At 59.8% G+C, this 15,532-nt stretch carries 15 protein-coding genes; 4 read left to right on the forward strand and 11 right to left on the reverse strand.

The window, feature by feature from the left end; genetic code table 11:
* Positions 1–108: 108 nt before the first annotated feature.
* The 3 genes from HU731_RS01020 to HU731_RS01030 form a co-directional block, all read right to left on the reverse strand.
* Complete coding sequence (locus HU731_RS01020; protein ID WP_186606655.1) at positions 109–795, reverse strand: GntR family transcriptional regulator; 687 nt, start codon at positions 793–795, stop codon at positions 109–111.
* A 16-nt stretch (positions 796–811) separates the two neighbouring features.
* The gene (locus HU731_RS01025) at positions 812–1,513 is read right to left on the reverse strand and encodes a FadR/GntR family transcriptional regulator (protein ID WP_186606656.1); all 702 of its coding nucleotides are present in this window, start codon (positions 1,511–1,513) and stop codon (positions 812–814) included.
* 154 nt (positions 1,514–1,667) lie between these two features.
* Positions 1,668–2,993, reverse strand: a complete 1,326-nt coding sequence (locus tag HU731_RS01030; protein WP_169855370.1) for a C4-dicarboxylate transporter DctA — start codon at positions 2,991–2,993, stop codon at positions 1,668–1,670.
* 215 nt (positions 2,994–3,208) lie between these two features.
* On the opposite strand from HU731_RS01030, the gene HU731_RS01035 reads away from it, so the two are divergent.
* Positions 3,209–3,838, forward strand: coding sequence for a DNA-3-methyladenine glycosylase I (locus HU731_RS01035; RefSeq protein WP_186606657.1), 630 nt, complete (start codon positions 3,209–3,211; stop codon positions 3,836–3,838).
* A gap of 126 nt (positions 3,839–3,964) precedes the next feature.
* Here HU731_RS01035 and HU731_RS01040 read toward each other — a convergent pair whose 3' ends face one another.
* The 5 genes from HU731_RS01040 to HU731_RS01060 form a co-directional block, all read right to left on the reverse strand.
* Positions 3,965–4,366, reverse strand: coding sequence for a cupin domain-containing protein (locus tag HU731_RS01040; RefSeq protein WP_186606658.1), 402 nt, complete (start codon positions 4,364–4,366; stop codon positions 3,965–3,967).
* An 84-nt stretch (positions 4,367–4,450) separates the two neighbouring features.
* A complete protein-coding gene (gene pdxR, locus HU731_RS01045; RefSeq protein WP_186606659.1) occupies positions 4,451–5,884 on the reverse strand; it encodes a MocR-like pyridoxine biosynthesis transcription factor PdxR in 1,434 nt (477 codons plus the stop codon).
* 70 nt (positions 5,885–5,954) lie between these two features.
* Positions 5,955–6,722, reverse strand: coding sequence for an SDR family oxidoreductase (locus tag HU731_RS01050; RefSeq protein ID WP_186606660.1), 768 nt, complete (start codon positions 6,720–6,722; stop codon positions 5,955–5,957).
* A gap of 21 nt (positions 6,723–6,743) precedes the next feature.
* On the reverse strand, positions 6,744–7,811 hold the full coding sequence (locus HU731_RS01055; RefSeq protein ID WP_186606661.1) for a phosphotransferase family protein: 1,068 nt from the start codon (positions 7,809–7,811) through the stop codon (positions 6,744–6,746).
* 129 nt (positions 7,812–7,940) lie between these two features.
* On the reverse strand, positions 7,941–8,894 hold the full coding sequence (locus tag HU731_RS01060; protein ID WP_186606662.1) for a 2-hydroxyacid dehydrogenase: 954 nt from the start codon (positions 8,892–8,894) through the stop codon (positions 7,941–7,943).
* A 181-nt stretch (positions 8,895–9,075) separates the two neighbouring features.
* On the opposite strand from HU731_RS01060, the gene HU731_RS01065 reads away from it, so the two are divergent.
* Positions 9,076–9,411, forward strand: a complete 336-nt coding sequence (locus HU731_RS01065) for a hypothetical protein (protein WP_186606663.1) — start codon at positions 9,076–9,078, stop codon at positions 9,409–9,411.
* Positions 9,408–9,740, forward strand: a complete 333-nt coding sequence (locus HU731_RS01070) for a hypothetical protein (RefSeq protein WP_032892123.1) — start codon at positions 9,408–9,410, stop codon at positions 9,738–9,740. Before HU731_RS01065 ends, HU731_RS01070 begins: the two co-directional genes overlap by 4 nt.
* Before the next feature lie 12 nt (positions 9,741–9,752).
* Here the strand turns inward: HU731_RS01070 and HU731_RS01075 are convergent, their stop codons facing one another.
* Both HU731_RS01075 and HU731_RS01080 read right to left on the reverse strand, forming a co-directional pair.
* Positions 9,753–10,166 carry a hypothetical protein gene (locus tag HU731_RS01075; protein WP_186606664.1) on the reverse strand — a complete coding sequence of 138 codons (414 nt, stop codon included), beginning with the start codon at positions 10,164–10,166 and terminating at the stop codon, positions 9,753–9,755.
* A gap of 89 nt (positions 10,167–10,255) precedes the next feature.
* Positions 10,256–10,759, reverse strand: a complete 504-nt coding sequence (locus HU731_RS01080; protein WP_186606665.1) for a DUF4822 domain-containing protein — start codon at positions 10,757–10,759, stop codon at positions 10,256–10,258.
* Positions 10,760–11,179: 420 nt separating this feature from the next.
* Here HU731_RS01080 and HU731_RS01085 point away from each other — a divergent pair, with 420 nt between their 5' ends.
* Positions 11,180–12,457 (forward strand): serine/threonine transporter, encoded by a 1,278-nt coding sequence (locus tag HU731_RS01085; protein WP_032892121.1) that lies wholly within the window; start codon positions 11,180–11,182, stop codon positions 12,455–12,457.
* A gap of 208 nt (positions 12,458–12,665) precedes the next feature.
* On the opposite strand, the gene acnB is transcribed toward HU731_RS01085, so the two are convergent.
* The gene (gene acnB, locus HU731_RS01090) at positions 12,666–15,275 is read right to left on the reverse strand and encodes a bifunctional aconitate hydratase 2/2-methylisocitrate dehydratase (protein ID WP_044273442.1); all 2,610 of its coding nucleotides are present in this window, start codon (positions 15,273–15,275) and stop codon (positions 12,666–12,668) included.
* Positions 15,276–15,532 lie beyond the last annotated feature (257 nt).

Below are 15,532 nucleotides of genomic sequence, written 5' to 3' on the forward strand. Positions count from 1 at the left end.
TGCTTGCTGAATGAACGCGGCGCCTGTGAGTTTTTCGCGAGCAAGCTCGCTCCTACAATGGGATTAAGGCAAGCCAGCTCCCACAGGTTGATCTTCATTCACTGGGGATCAGTGGTGTTTGAGTAGTCGGGTTTCCAGGTGATCCAGGTGCTGGGTCATCAAGGCGACGGCCATGTGGGCGTCGCGCTGTTCCACGGCATCCACAATCGCCACATGCTCCTGCCACGCGCAATAGGTGCAGGCCTTGGCTTCAAATTGCGCAATGATCAACGACGTCAACGGCACCAGGCTGTTGAGAAACTGGGCCAGCGGCGCATTGCCTGCCATGTGCGCCAGTTGCAGATGAAACTCTCCCGAAAATCGAATCGCTGGGCCACGCTGGTCACGCTCAATGGCGTCGCGCTCCTGCGCAATCAGCTCGCGCAGTTGGTGAATCTGCATCGCGGTGGCCTGGGCGCAGGCCAGTTGCACCACGGTGATTTCGGTCAGGCGCCGTGCTTCCAGAATCTGCCGTGTGTGCTGGGCATCCGGCGCGGCGACCTGGGCGCGCTGGTTGGGGCGCAGGATGACTACTTGCTGATGAGACAGCTTGGCGAGCACCCGGCGAATCACGCTGCGGCTCACGCCAAAGAGCTCGCCCAGGCCTTCTTCGGTGAAGCGGCTGGCGGGCGCAATGCGTTGCTCAAGGATGGCGTCGAACAAGCGTGGGTAGATGTCGTCCACCGAGGGCTTTTTTTCGGGCGTCCAGCGTAAGGACGTGAGGGTGCAATTGCGTTGCAGGGCGTGAGCGTTCATGGCCGGTCTCCGAAAATCAACTGCCCAGATGGTCGTCCGGGATATTCAAGCGAATGCCCATGCGCAGGCCTTCGTGCAGGATGTGCCGGCGCATTTCGGCACTGGCCAGGGCGCTGTTCTTGTTGCGGATAGCGCGTACCACGGCTTCGTTCTCTTGCAGGCGTTCGGCCAGGTGTTCAGGGGAGTTGCGCAGTACCTGGGCGCTTTGTTTGAGCGCGGTGCTGGTTTGCTGCACCACGTTCTGGAAGATCGGGTTGGAGGTCAGGGCGAACAGTTCTTCATGGAAGTCGATATAGGCGTTCATGCCGGCTTCTGCATCGCCTGCATCGAGAGCCTCACGCATGTCCATCAGGGTCAGGCGCAGTTGGCCGATTTCCTTGCTGCTGATGGACTGGGCCACCAGCCCGACGATGAAAGGTTCGAGGGTGTAGCGCAGTTGCAGGATGTCCTCGAGGCTGGCATCGGCCACGGCGTCGCTCGACTGCGGCTCGCTGACGCTGGTTTCCAGCACGACCACGCCTTTGCCGGGCATGGAGCGCACCAGGCCGAGGGTCTCCAGTACGATCACAGCCTCACGCAGGCTCGGGCGGCTGATGCCCAGCTGTTCGGCCAGTTCACGCTGGCCAGGCAGCATTTCGCCACGCCGCCACTGGCCTCGCGCCAAGGCGGCGCGCAGTTTTTCTACCACTGAATTGACGACGGTTGAGGTGCTGATCACGTCGTGCGCTCCTTGATAATGAATAATCCCGCCATCTGTAGGAGCGAGCTTGCTCGCGAAGGTCGTCAACGATAGCGCGGGCAGCCTGGATGCTCGCGGTGTCTTGAAGTTTTTCGCGAGCAAGCTCGCTCCTACAGGGGCAGCGGTAACGTTGTTAGAACTCCTGATGCGCCGGCAGCACCGGCTTTTTGGCCTGGAAGGCATAACCTTGCTGGCCGTCGAGCACCTTGTTGGCGCGCTGGATATCAATGTCTTTTTCCCAGCGCGCAATCGCCACGGTGGCCACACAGTTGCCGATCAGGTTGGTCAGCGCACGGCCGATGCCCATGAACCAGTCCACTGCCAGCACCAACACCAGGCCGACCACCGGAATTGCCGGGATCGCCGTGAGCGTTGCCGCCAGGATCACCAACGCTGAGCCTGGAATGCCATGGGCACCCTTGGAGGTGATCAACGATACCAGGAGGATGGTCAGCAAGTCGGTCATCGACAGCGGTGTGCCGGTGGCGTTGGCGATAAACACGATAGCCAGGGTCAGGTAGATGGAGAAACCGTCCAGGTTAAACGAGTAACCGGTGGGAATCACCAGGCCCACGGTGGAGCTGCCAATGCCCAGGTGTTCCAGCTTGCGCATGATCTGCGGCAACACCGCGTCGGACGACGCGGTGCCCATCACGATCAGTAGCTCTTCGCGCAGGTACTTGAGCAGCGGCAACATGCGCAGGCCCGACAGGCGCATCACCAGCCCGAGGATCACCGCCACGAAGGCAAAGCAGGTCAGGTAGAAAAGCCCCACCAGGCTGCCCAAATGTTGCAGCGAGTCCAGGCCGTAGGTGCTGGTGGTGAAGGCGATGGCACCGAATACGCCAATCGGCGCCAGGCGCACGATCATGCCCATGATGCGGAAGATCACATGGCTCAATTCGTTGATCAGCCGCGAAATACCGCTGGCCGCTTCGCCCACCAGGTTCAGCGCGCTGCCGAACAGCACCGAGAACAACAGCACTTGCAGCACGTTGTTATCGGCAAAAGCGCCGACCACCGAATTGGGGATCAACTCCATCAGGAACTGGCTGGTGCCGCGGATGTGCTGGCCCTTGTCGGCCAGTTCATTCAAACCGGCGGAAGAAAGTTGCTCCAGGTGAATATTGGCGCCGCTGCCGATGCCGGTGCTGAAGGCCATGATCAGGCCGAGCACCAGGGCGACGGTGGTGAGCATTTCAAAATAGATCACCGACTTGAGGCCGATGCGCCCGACCTTCTTCAAGTCGCCCGCGCCGGAAATACCGCTGACCACCACGCAGAACACGATCAGGCCAATCAGCATTTTGATCAGCTTGATAAAGCCGTCACCCAAGGGTTTGAGTTGCGAGGAGAATTCGGGAAGGGCCAGGCCGCAGGCGATGCCGAGCATCAGGCCAATCACGACTTGCAGGAAAATCGAACGCGAGCACCATCTGAGCATGGGAGGGATCTCTATTCGGTGCCCTGGTGGTTCCAGGGCTTAATTGTTGTGGTCTTACCGGTAAGTCCAGTGCGGGGCCAGTCTACGCTCGGTTTTTTTCAAATCACAAGCAAATATTTGGCGGTTGGCAGGTCCCGGTCTGACCAGTTGGTCGGTAAGCACGATGCTTGAGCGGTTGGCGGGGATTAATTTTTTTTGCGTATCATCGCCCTCGGCATACGAGGTGACGGATGGACCAACCAGGGCTGACAACCGACGAAGCAGGGCGCATGTATTGCGCCTGGCGCACTGCAGCGCCTGCGTACCTGCATTACCACGACCACGAGTGGGGCGTGCCGGTGGCGGATGACATCGCGCTGTACGAGAAAATCTGCCTGGAGGGTTTTCAGGCAGGGATGGCCTGGATCACCATCCTGCGCAAGCGCGAAAACTTTCGCCAGGCGTTCGAGGGCTTTGATTTTCGCCGGGTGGCGCAGTACGGTCAGGCGGACGTCGAGCGGTTGATTAGCGACCCGGGGATCGTGCGCAATCGGGCGAAAATCGTCTCGGCTATCAACAACGCGCGCCGGGCCTGTGAACTGGTGGAGCAGACTGGCTCGCTTGCGCGCTGGCTGTGGGCGTTCGAACCCGGCGCAGACGAGCGGCCGGCAGTGGTGGATATGGCTTACTGGACGGCCAATCCGACCTCGGCGGCTTCGGTGCGTTTGTCCAAAGCCCTGAAGAAACGCGGCTGGACCTTTGTCGGCCCAACCACGATGTATGCGTTGATGCAGGCGATGGGGATGGTCAATGACCATTTGGAAGGTTGCGAGTGCCGGCCGCGTATTGAACACCTGCGCAACCTGTTCAAACGTCCCTGACCAGACACGGTTGAAACTGTGGGAGCTGGCTTGCCTGCGATAGCGGTGTATCAGCCAGCTCATCTTTTACTGGCCCACCGCTATCGCAGGCAAGCCAGCTCCCACAGGGGTTTGTGGTGTTGCTGATTATTTGGGAAGTGGGGTGAGTACCTCAGCCTTGTCATCCAGCACCATCACCACCAGCAGCTTGGCCGGTTGGGTCTGGCTGGCATTGCTTGACTCAAAATGTCGCGAGCCGGCCGGTTCGTAGAACGATTGCCCGGCTTTGTAGGTAATCGCCTTTTCATCATTGACCCGCGAGGTAATCTCGCCTTCGAGCACATACGCCACGGCAGTGCCGGTGTGGCTGTGGGGCACGGTCGCCTGGCCGGGGGCGTAGTCCACGGTGAGCAGGATGGTTTTCTTGCCCGGCACGTTGGTCAAGGCGTGCTCTTGCAGCACCTTGAGCGTTTCCTTGTTGTAGACCGGGTCGTGGGCAAATGCACTGAAAGAGGCGAGCATCAGCGTGGCAGCGAGTAAGCGTTTCATGATGAGGGTTCCATCGGGTGAAAGACCGCTTCACCCTACGCCGCCAGGGGCTTGCCACCAATGACCAATGCGCCGGAAAACCGCCTAGCCAATCTGCAGGAGAATATCGCGGACCTTGTCCAGCGCCGGGTCAATGTCCAGGGTCTCGATGGCGCCGAACCCCAGAATCAGCCCCGAACGCAGCGGCCGATCGTGAAAAAACACGTCCAAGGGATATAACCCCACCTCGACCTCACGCGCCCGTTCAATCAGTAAGGGAATATTCACCGGCACCTTGCACAGGGCCGCCAGGTGAAAGCCGGCCACCGTGGGTACGGCCTCGAACCACGGTGACAGATCGCCCGCCAGACGCTGCAGTATGCGTTCGCGACGCCCCGCGTAGACGCCGTGACAGCGGCGAATATGCTTGAGCAGGTAACCTTCGCTGATGAACTTGGCCAGTGCCCATTGCGGCAAGGTAGCGCTGTGCTGGTCGGTCAATTGCTTGGCCTTGAGCACCGCGCCATAGATGGCCGGCGGCAGCACCGCGTAGCCCAGGCGTAGTTCGGGCGACAGGGTTTTGGAAAAGGTGCCGACGTAGGTGACCACGCCTCGGGTGTCCATGCTTTGCAGGGAGTCGGTGGGGCGGCCCTCGTAGCGAAACTCGCTGTCGTAATCGTCTTCGATGATGATCGCGCCGAGCGCAATGGCGCGGTCCAGCAGGGCCTCCCGGCGCGCCTGGCTCATGGGCATGCCGAGGGGGAATTGGTGGGACGGCGTCACATAGATCAGGCGGGTGCCATCCGGGATCTGGTCGACCTGCAGGCCCTGTTCGTCGACGGCCACACTGGCAACATTGGCGCCCATCGCGACGAACAATTGGCGTGCGGGGCTGTAGCCAGGGTCTTCCATCGCGACCAGGCTGCCCGGCTCAAGCACCACGCGGGCAATCAGGTCCAGGGCCTGCTGTGCCCCATTGGTGACTACGATATTGCTGGCGCGGCATTTGACCCCACGGGAAAACGCGATATGCCCGGCGATGGCCTCGCGCAGCGCCGCCACACCTTCTGGCTGGCTGTAAAAACCGCTGTTCTGGGCGATACGACGCAACGCATCCTGGGTGCAACGCCGCCATTCGTCCTGGGGGAAGTGGTTGCGTGTGGTCGCGCCGCCGATAAATTCGTAGCGCAGGATGTCCTCGCGAGCGGGGTGATGCATGGGCGAGGGCAGTGCGGCCCATTTGCCCAGGTTGGCGGCGCACGCCAGGTCGGTGGCGGTTTGCACGCGGTCGGGCTGTGGCGCCCACGCGTTGACGAAGGTGCCGCGGCCGATCTTGCCGACCAGCAGGCCCTCGTAGGTCAAGGTGGCGTAGGTGTCGGATACCGTCTTGCGCGAGATGCCCAGTTGTTCGGCGAGCAGTCGGCTGGGGGGCAGTTGCGCGCCCGCCGACAGTCGCCCGGTGGCGATGGCTTGGCGCAGTTGCTGATAAAGTTGGGCAGCCAGGTCCTTGCGGCCGGTGATGACGAGGTGCAGTTCCATGTTTCATCCTGGGACAGATCGATCTGCGCCAAGGTTACGCGCAAATCGATCTGAAGAAACCCAGGCGAGATCAGGACAAGAAACCACCGTCCACATTCAGCGAAACCCCGGTGGTATAGCTCGACGCATCGCTGGCCAGGTACAACACCGCGCCGGCCATTTCGCTGGGGTCGGCCACGCGCTTGAGCGGGATTTGCGCCAGGGCCATTTTCAGGATCGAATCGTTCTTGACCAGCGCCGAGGCGAACTTGGTATCGGTCAGGCCCGGCAGCAGGGCATTGCAACGGATGCCAAAGGCCGCACATTCCTTGGCAAACACCTTGGTCATGTTGATCACGGCGGCCTTGGTCACCGAGTAGATGCCCTGGAACACGCCCGGCGAGATGCCGTTGATCGAGGCTACGTTGATGATGCTGCCGCCGCCGTGCTCGCGCATCAGCTTGCCGGCTTCCACCGACATGAAGAAGTAGCCACGGATATTTACGTCGACGGTTTTCTGGAACGCGCCGAGGTCGGTGTCCAGTACGTTGCAGAACTGCGGGTTGGTGGCGGCGTTGTTGACCAGGATATCCAGGCGGCCGAACTGTTCGCGGATGCCGGCGAACACCTGGGTGATCTGCTCCATTTCACCAATATGGCAGGCAATCGCCGTGGCTTTGCCGCCGTCGGCGATGATCGCATCGGCCACGTGCTGGCAACCTTCCAGCTTGCGGCTGGAGACAATCACATGGGCGCCTTGCTGGGCCAGCAACTTGGCGATGGCCTCACCGATGCCACGGCTGGCGCCGGAAACGAAAGCAATCTTGCCGTCGAGGTCGAACAGGTTGGTCTTGGACATGAGGGTTCCTTGTAGTTGCACTCAGAGCGCAGATTTGCCGATGACGTTCAGGCTCATCTGCTCCAGCAGCTTGTTCATGTGAATGAACTGCGCAAAGCGTTTGTCCTGGGTCTGGCCATGGAAGAAGCGGTAGTAGATCTGCTGCACAATCCCGGCCAGGCGGAACAGGCCGTAGGTGTAGTAGAAATCGAAGTTGTCGACCTGGATGCCGGAGCGCTCGGCGTAGTAATCGACAAACTGGCGACGGGTGAGCATGCCGGGGGCGTTGCTCGGCTGGCGGCGCATCAGTTGCACCGGCGCCGGGTCCGCGGCCTCGATCCAGTAGGCGAGGGTGTTGCCCAGGTCCATCAGCGGGTCGCCCAGGGTGGTGAGTTCCCAGTCCAGCACGCCGATGATCTGCATCGGGTTGTGCGGGTCAAGGATCACGTTGTCGAAGCGGTAGTCGTTGTGCACGATGCTGGAGGTGGGGTGATCGGCGGGCATCTTGTCGTTGAGCCAGGCGCGTACCGCCTCCCATTTTGGCGCGTCGGGGGTCAGGGCTTTTTCATAGCGCTCGCCCCAGCCGCGAATCTGCCGCGCCACGTAGCCTTCGGGCTTGCCCAGGTCCGCCAGGCCGCAGGCGGTGTAGTCGACCTGGTGCAGTTCGACGAACTTGTCGATAAAGCTCTTGCACAAGGCTTCGGTGCGGGTGGCGTCCAGGCCCAGTTCAGGCGGCAGGTCGGAACGCAGGATGATGCCGTTGACGCGCTCCATCACATAGAACTCGGCGCCGATCACCGATTCATCGGTGCAGTGCACGTAGGCTTTGGGGCAGTACGGGAAGCCGTCTTTGAGCTGGTTGAGAATGCGGTATTCGCGGCCCATGTCGTGGGCAGACTTGGCCTTGTGGCCAAACGGCGGGCGACGCAGCACAAATTCCTGGCCGGGGTATTCCAGCAGGTAGGTCAGGTTCGACGCACCGCCCGGAAACTGGCTGATGGTGGGTGTGCCATCCAAGCCCGGGATATGAGCCTTGAGGTAGGGATCGATCAGGCTGGCATCAAGTTCTTCGCCTGGGCGAATCTGGGTCGATTGGTCGTTCAGCGCCATGCTTATCCCTTCTGCTTATTCTAAAGGCCTTGGACTATTTCCTAATCTAATGCGCACAGCCGCCCAGCGACAAGGTCGGGGCGGCTTAATAGGTTAGCGTGTTGAAGCGTGATCAGCGTGCCTGATCGGTCATTTTGCAGGCGCTGGCAAGGCCACCGGTGTAAGCACGGGGCGGCCGGCAAAGTACTCCACCAGGTTGTCGGCGACGCGTTGCACCGTGTCATGGGCCGCTTCCGGGGACAGCCCGGCCACATGGGATGTCAGCACGGTATTGCTCAGGCGCTTGAGGGCTTCGGGCACTGCGGGCTCATCGTCAAACACATCCAGTGCGGCGCCGCCGATGCGTCGCTGTTCCAGCGCGGCGATCAGGTCGGCGGTCACCACCACGCTGCCGCGGCCAATGTTGACTAGAAAACCGTGCGGCCCCAGGGCGTCCAGAGCGTGGCGGTCGATCAGGTGGCGAGTGCTGGCACCGCCGGGCGTGGCCAGTACCAGGAAGTCCGAGGTGCGCGCCAGCTCCACAGCCGTTGCACAGTAGGTGTAATCCACGTCATCGCGGGGTTGGCGGTTGTGATAACTCACCTCCATGCCGAACCCCAGGGCGGCGCGCCGGGCAATCTCCATGCCCACCGCGCCCAGCCCGACAATCCCCAGGTGTTTGCCGCTCAGGGAAGGGCGCATCACCTTCGGCCACTCGCCGCGCCGCACTGCCGCATCTGTCTGGGGAATGCCACGCACCAGCGCCAGCAACAATGCCATGGCGTGATCGGCCACCGAAGGGGCGTTCACGCCGGCGCCGTTGGTGACCACAATCCCACGGTTGCTCGCCGCCTGCAGGTCTACATGCTCGTAGCCGGCACCGATCACGCAGATGATCTCCAGCAAGGGCAGCGCGGCGATTTCCTCGGCGTAAAGCCCCAATGGGCCACGGGTCAGCACGGCCTGGATCTGCCCACCATGGGTCTTGATCGCCTGGGCACGTTCAACGGGCGTCGGCGCCAGGATCACATGGAAGTCACTGCTTTCGATGATTTGCAGGTATTCGTTGATGGTTTCAACCAGGACCAGAACAGTGGTGGGCATCGCAAGGCTCTTCCTGAAGGGTTTGAGAGCATGAGTATGCGGGATTTGTAAGACAGAGCGTTTTATTGAGGTGGAAAAATTTCCTCGCTCGTAAGGCCCGTCTGATTTTACAGACCGTCCATCCGCGCCCGTTTTTTTGCGCAAGACTTCAATGACTTTCCCGCCAGCAGAGACGACATGGATGCCTGTTCCTGCCACACCCGAAGAGATCGAATGGACACCGTATGGTTACAAACACTGCCCCTCAGCCCAGGTTCCCTGGAGAACAGTGATCGCCAGTACGCTGATTGGCCCCGCCAAGTACAGGCCAGGTATCGCTATTGAAAAGCTTGAAAGGGAGGCTTATAAAAACGGAACGCCCACTACCAATGGAAAACCTTGGAAAGTGATGGAGTTCTCCCACTGCATTGGTGCCAGCCATGGCAAACTCAGCCGCTGGGTGCGGATAGAGCTCAGCGCTGGCGCTATTCATGGTCACCCGATTTCTGAACAGGAATTCAGGAGGTTAACAAATTGATCTCGCTTAACTTTACCGGTGGCACAGTCACCCATGACGATCTGTCGCACCTGCAGGATATTGCAGTGGCCAAGCAGGTCGATCTGTTAAAGGAAGATATGCTCCAAGTGGAGTTCGCCGAGGGATTGTTACTGGATGTGGGTTGGTACCCAGAATTTGATGCGGCGGGTGGTTTTCGGATAAATGTCATCAAGAACTATGACTGGGACCTCCCACTTATGGCGCTGACGGCCCACGAAACGTCTGAATTGTTAGAAAAACTGGCTATTGCGCAGAACGCCATACAAAGCGAGCTGCGCAATCCAAACCTGGGCACCTCGGCCACTTAGCAAGTGCGCCAGCTACTGCGCAGTCCCCGTTTGCCGTGCCTGGGCTCGCTCTCTTTGTGCGATCGGCATGAAATCGTAGGTCGGGAAGAATTCTGTCTTGTAGACACCCCACGCCGTGTTCTCGATGGCCAGGTTGACTTGGGCCAGGCGCGACGCCGGTAAACGCAGCACGATGACTTGCCCGATGCCCATGGTGATATTCCAGCTGACGACTTCGACACCTTCCGGCGGGAAGACTTTGTGAAATTCCTGCTTGGCCAGCTGGGCTTTCAATTCGCCAAGCGGTCGTGATTGATCGTGTTTAAGAAACACGGTCAACATGACGGTGTTATCGGGCGTGGCGGCGATGCTTTTGGTGGGCAGTGTGGTGCTGGCCTGTACCGTGGTTGCAATGGGCAACAGGACGGCTGCCAGCAGTGCAGGCATTAATAGAGATCTGAATGAAGTATATGGGTTCATCATAAGTGCCTCGTTTGTTATTGGTTTTTATGGCTGGATATAAATAGGGTGTTTAACTAGTTCGACATCTGCGTCTTTATTGGCCCCGTGTAAGGCGCATGTACCACATAGATTCTAACGGGAGGGTTGGTCGCTACCATGTCGCGAGGGACTTCACGAGAATAGGTAAATTCGGTGTTGTCCAATTTTTCCAGCCTTCTGACGATGGTGCGATGCGCTCCAAGGTCGGGCACCAGGATGTGGGTCTGTTTGTCGCCAGTGACCAGGAAATAGCCGCCTCCGCCGTCGGGGTGTTTCGAGCGCCCTGTATCGGTATAGAAGAATTCATAACGATTGCGCTGCGGGTCCCACATCGATATACCCACCACGCCGGGGTACTGGGCCTTGACGTCGTTTTCTGGCTCACCCTCGATATACACCTTGGTGGTCAGCCATTGAGGCGACGAGGCCAGGGCACGAATATCCGCCTCGGGCTGGGTTGATTTTGCGTAACTGAATGAGGGGGCGCCTAATAATCCCGTTATAAACAGGCCGGTAAGTACACCAGTGATTCGTCGCATCTCAAACTCCTTGAAAGTTGATTACATGCTGTTCGGTTTTCGCCTTCTTGGTCAGTGCGCGAGGATAGTAGTTTGGGAATTTGTGGGGGCTCAATAGCTATGTATGGTTCTGTAACATATGAGGTGCTGTATGGGTGAGAATGTGATTTTTGAATCGGATAAGTTCTGAACTTGTTGTCAGACACTTCTCGTGTATTTAGCGTGTTGAAGGAAAAGGTGCTTGTTTGTAAGACGCCTCAGTCATCCAAATCCCACCCCCTCATGGCGGCCTCTGAACGGCTGCACCGCCTAACCATTCCTCAGCTAAGTCTTTGCTTCTCCAAGAGAATCCCGGACAATCCGGCCCTTGTTTCGGCCAGGGCGCTGCCTGTCAGGTTTTTCTGACTCGTGCTGGCCGTGTGAATGCGGAGATCCGACCGGATGAATGATCAGGCCAATAGCGTCGACGAACGCTATGCAACGACACCTGCAACGCTCACAAGCTGGAGCCGCCAGGACACTACCTGGATGCTTGGGCTGTTCGGTACCGCCATTGGCGCCGGTACTTTGTTCTTGCCGATCAACGCGGGCCTGGGGGGCTTCTGGCCGCTGGTGATCCTGGCGTTGCTGGCTTTCCCGATGACGTTCTTTGCCCACCGTGGGCTGACCCGTTTCGTGCTGTCCGGCCGCGAAGGTTCCGACATCACCGACGTGGTTGAAGAGCATTTCGGTATCAAGGCCGGCGCGCTGATCACCTTGCTGTACTTCTTTGCAATCTTCCCCATCCTGCTGATCTACAGCGTGGCGCTGACCAATACCGTCAGCAGCTTCATGGAGCATCAGCTGCATATCCTGCCGCCGCCTCGCGCGATCCTGGCGTTTGTGCTGATCCTGGGTCTGCTGGCCGTGGTGCGTTGCGGTGAGCAGGTGATCGTCAAGGCCATGAGCCTGATGGTGTATCCGTTTATCGTGGCCTTGCTGTTCCTGGCCGTGTACCTGGTACCGCACTGGAATGGCGGCATTCTCAGCACCGCCAGTGAAGTGCCGGCACCGTCGGCCTTGCTCAACACGCTGTGGCTGGCGATTCCGGTGATGGTGTTCTCGTTCAACCATTCACCGATCATCTCGGCCTTTGCGGTGGATCAGAAGCGCCAGTACGGTGCCCACGCCGAGGAACGCAGTTCGCAGATCCTGTCCCGCGCGCACCTGTTGATGGTGGCGATGGTGTTGTTCTTCGTGTTCAGTTGTGTGCTGACCCTGTCGCCAGCGCAGTTGGCTGAAGCGAAAGCGCAGAACCTGTCGATCCTGTCGTACCTGGCCAATCACTTCGATAACCCGACGATTGCCTTTGCCGCGCCGTTGATTGCGTTCGTGGCGATTGCCAAGTCGTTCCTGGGCCATTACATCGGCGCCAGCGAGGGCCTCAAGGGCCTGGTGGTCAAGACTGGCCGCCGTCCGGCACCCAAGACCCTGGACCGCATGACCGCAGCCTTCATGCTGGTGGTGTGCTGGATCGTCGCCACGCTTAACCCGAGCATCCTCGGCATGATCGAGACCCTGGGTGGGCCGGTGATTGCGTCGATTCTGTTCCTGATGCCGATGTACGCCATCCGCAAGGTGCCGGCCATGGCCAAGTACCGTGGGCAGGCGTCGAATGTGTTTGTGACTGCGGTTGGTTTGGTTGCCATTACGGCGTTGGTGTATTCGCTGGTTGCGTAGGAGCGAGCTTGCTCGCGAAGAGCGTCAACGATAACGCGTGCTTCCTGGATGAGCGCGGCGCCGGTGAGTTTTTCGCGAGCAAGCTCGCTCCTACATTGGATTAGGGTAAGCCACACATTTGTTTTGTGGTGTGGCAGATGCCTTGTTCCAGGCATAAAAAAACGCCGCGTACCTTGCGATACGCGGCGTTTTTCACATCAACACACCGTTAAGCTTGAATCACCGGGATGTTGGCGCTCGCTGCGATCTTGCGGAACTCAGCGATTTGGTCGAAGTTCAGGTAGCGGTAGACGTCACTGGCCATGGTGTCCAGTTTCGCCGCGTAGCCCATGTACTCTTCGACGGTCGGCAGGCGACCCAGGGTCGAGGCCACGGCCGCCAGCTCAGCCGATGCCAGGTAGACGTTGGCACCATCACCCAGGCGGTTCGGGAAGTTACGGGTCGAGGTCGACACCACGGTGGAGTTCGGCTCTACGCGTGCCTGGTTACCCATGCACAGCGAGCAGCCTGGCATTTCCATGCGTGCGCCAGCCTTGCCGTAGATGCCGTAGTAGCCTTCTTCGGTCAGTTGGTGAGCGTCCATCTTGGTCGGCGGCGACAGCCACAGACGGGTTGGCAGCTGGCCCTTGACCTGCTCCAGCAGCTTACCGGCAGCGCGGAAGTGACCGATGTTGGTCATGCACGAACCGATGAACACTTCGTCGATCTTCTCGCCAGCGACGCTGGACAGCAGACGGGCGTCGTCCGGATCGTTTGGCGCGCAGAGGATCGGCTCGTTGATTTGGGACAGATCGATTTCGATGATTTCGGCGTATTCGGCGTCGGCATCGGCTTCCATCAGCTCCGGGTTGGCAACCCAGGCTTCCATCGCTTGGGCGCGACGTTCCAGGGTGCGTGCATCGCCGTAGCCTTCGCCGATCATCCAGCGCAGCAGGGTGATGTTGGAGTTCAGGTACTCGGTGACGGACTCTTTGGACAGCTTGATGGTGCAACCGGCAGCCGAACGTTCAGCCGAGGCGTCGGACAGCTCGAAAGCCTGTTCCAGCGTCAGGTCGTTCAGGCCTTCGATTTCCAGGATGCGGCCAGAGAAGGCGTTCTTCTTGCCTTTCTTCTCTACGGTCAGCAGGCCAGCCTGGATCGCGTAGTAAGGAATGGCATGAACCAGGTCACGCAGGGTGATGCCAGGTTTCATCTTGCCTTTGAAGCGCACCAGGATCGATTCCGGCATGTCCAGCGGCATGACGCCGGTGGCGGCGGCAAACGCGACCAGGCCAGAACCGGCCGGGAACGAGATGCCCATCGGGAAACGGGTGTGGGAGTCACCACCGGTACCGACGGTGTCCGGCAGCAGCATGCGGTTCAGCCAGCTGTGGATGATGCCGTCGCCTGGACGCAGCGATACACCGCCACGGGTCATGATGAAGTCAGGCAGGGTGTGGTGGGTGGTCACGTCGATCGGCTTCGGGTAAGCCGCGGTGTGGCAGAAGGACTGCATCACCAGGTCGGTCGAGAAGCCCAGGCACGCCAGGTCTTTGAGTTCATCACGGGTCATTGGGCCAGTGGTGTCCTGGGACCCCACGGTGGTCATCTTCGGCTCGCAGTAGGTGCCGGGACGAACGCCTTTGCCTTCTGGCAGGCCGCAGGCCTTGCCGACCATTTTCTGTGCCAGGGTGAAGCCTTTGCCAGTGTCGACAGGCGCTTCAGGCAGCTTGAACAGGTCGGTTGGGCCCAGGCCCAGCTCAGCGCGGGCCTTGTCGGTCAGGCCGCGGCCGATGATCAGCGGGATACGGCCGCCGGCGCGAACTTCGTCCAACAGCACCGGAGTCTTCATTTCGAAGGTGGTCAGGACTTCGTCGGTGCCGTGCTTGCAGACTTTACCAGCATGCGGGTACAGGTCGATCACGTCGCCCATGTTCATGTTGGTGACGTCGAATTCGATTGGCAGTGCGCCAGCATCTTCCATGGTGTTGTAGAAGATCGGAGCGATCTTGCTGCCGAAGCAGAAACCGCCGGCACGCTTGTTCGGCACGTAAGGTACGTCGTCGCCGAAGAACCACAGTACCGAGTTGGTCGCCGACTTACGCGACGAACCGGTACCGACCACGTCGCCCACGTAGGCGATCGGGAAGCCTTGGCCGCGCATTTCTTCGATCTGCTTCATCGGGCCGGTCTTGCCTTGCTCGTCCGGCACGATGCCTTCACGAGCCATTTTCAGCATGGCCAGGGCGTGCAGCGGGATGTCAGGACGGGACCAGGCATCAGGCGCAGGCGACAGGTCGTCGGTGTTGGTTTCGCCGGTGACCTTGAAGACACGCAGGCTGATCTTGTCGGCCAGGGTAGGGCGGTTGCGGAACCACTCGCCATCAGCCCAGGACTGGATCACACCTTTGGCGTGTTCGTTGCCGTTGCGGGCTTTTTCGGCGACGTCGTGGAACGCATCGAACATCAGCAGGGTGTGCTTGAGTTGGGCGGCCGCGACGGGCGCCAGTTCGGCGTCGTCCAGCAGCTCGACCAACGTCACGATGTTGTAGCCGCCTTGCATGGTGCCGAGCAGTTCAACAGCGCGTTTCTTGTCGATCAGGGGGGAGGTGGCTTCGCCCTTGGCCAGGGCAGACAGGAAACCGGCCTTGACGTAAGCGGCTTCGTCAACGCCTGGTGGAATGCGGTTGGTGATCAGGTCAACGAGGAATTCTTCTTCGCCAGCCGGAGGATTTTTCAGCAGCTCGACCAGGCCTGCGGTTTGTTCGGCGTTAAGCGGCTGGGGAACGATACCCAGTGCTGCACGCTCTTCGATATGTTTGCGGTAGGCTTCAAGCACAGTTATTACCCTCATCAGTGGTCCCACGGGACGCTCATCCAGAAATGAACGGCACGCATGCGCTCGGGGGCTTTTTGGGCCGCAAAGCCAGCGCTGCCGGCATTCCTTACAGAAGCTGCTTTCAAAGTTTTACGCCTGCAGAACGGAGCTGATGAGGGTTGGCGCGGGCTCTGACCTACCGGGTCGAACCTGCGCCAACACCGTTCTGAAGGAACGACTGTGCTCGTGACGCTTTGAAAACAGCTTCCAGCGGATTA

The sequence above is a fragment of the Pseudomonas salmasensis genome, from assembly GCF_014268375.2.
In the GTDB taxonomy this organism is placed as follows: Bacteria; Pseudomonadota; Gammaproteobacteria; order Pseudomonadales; family Pseudomonadaceae; genus Aquipseudomonas; species Aquipseudomonas salmasensis.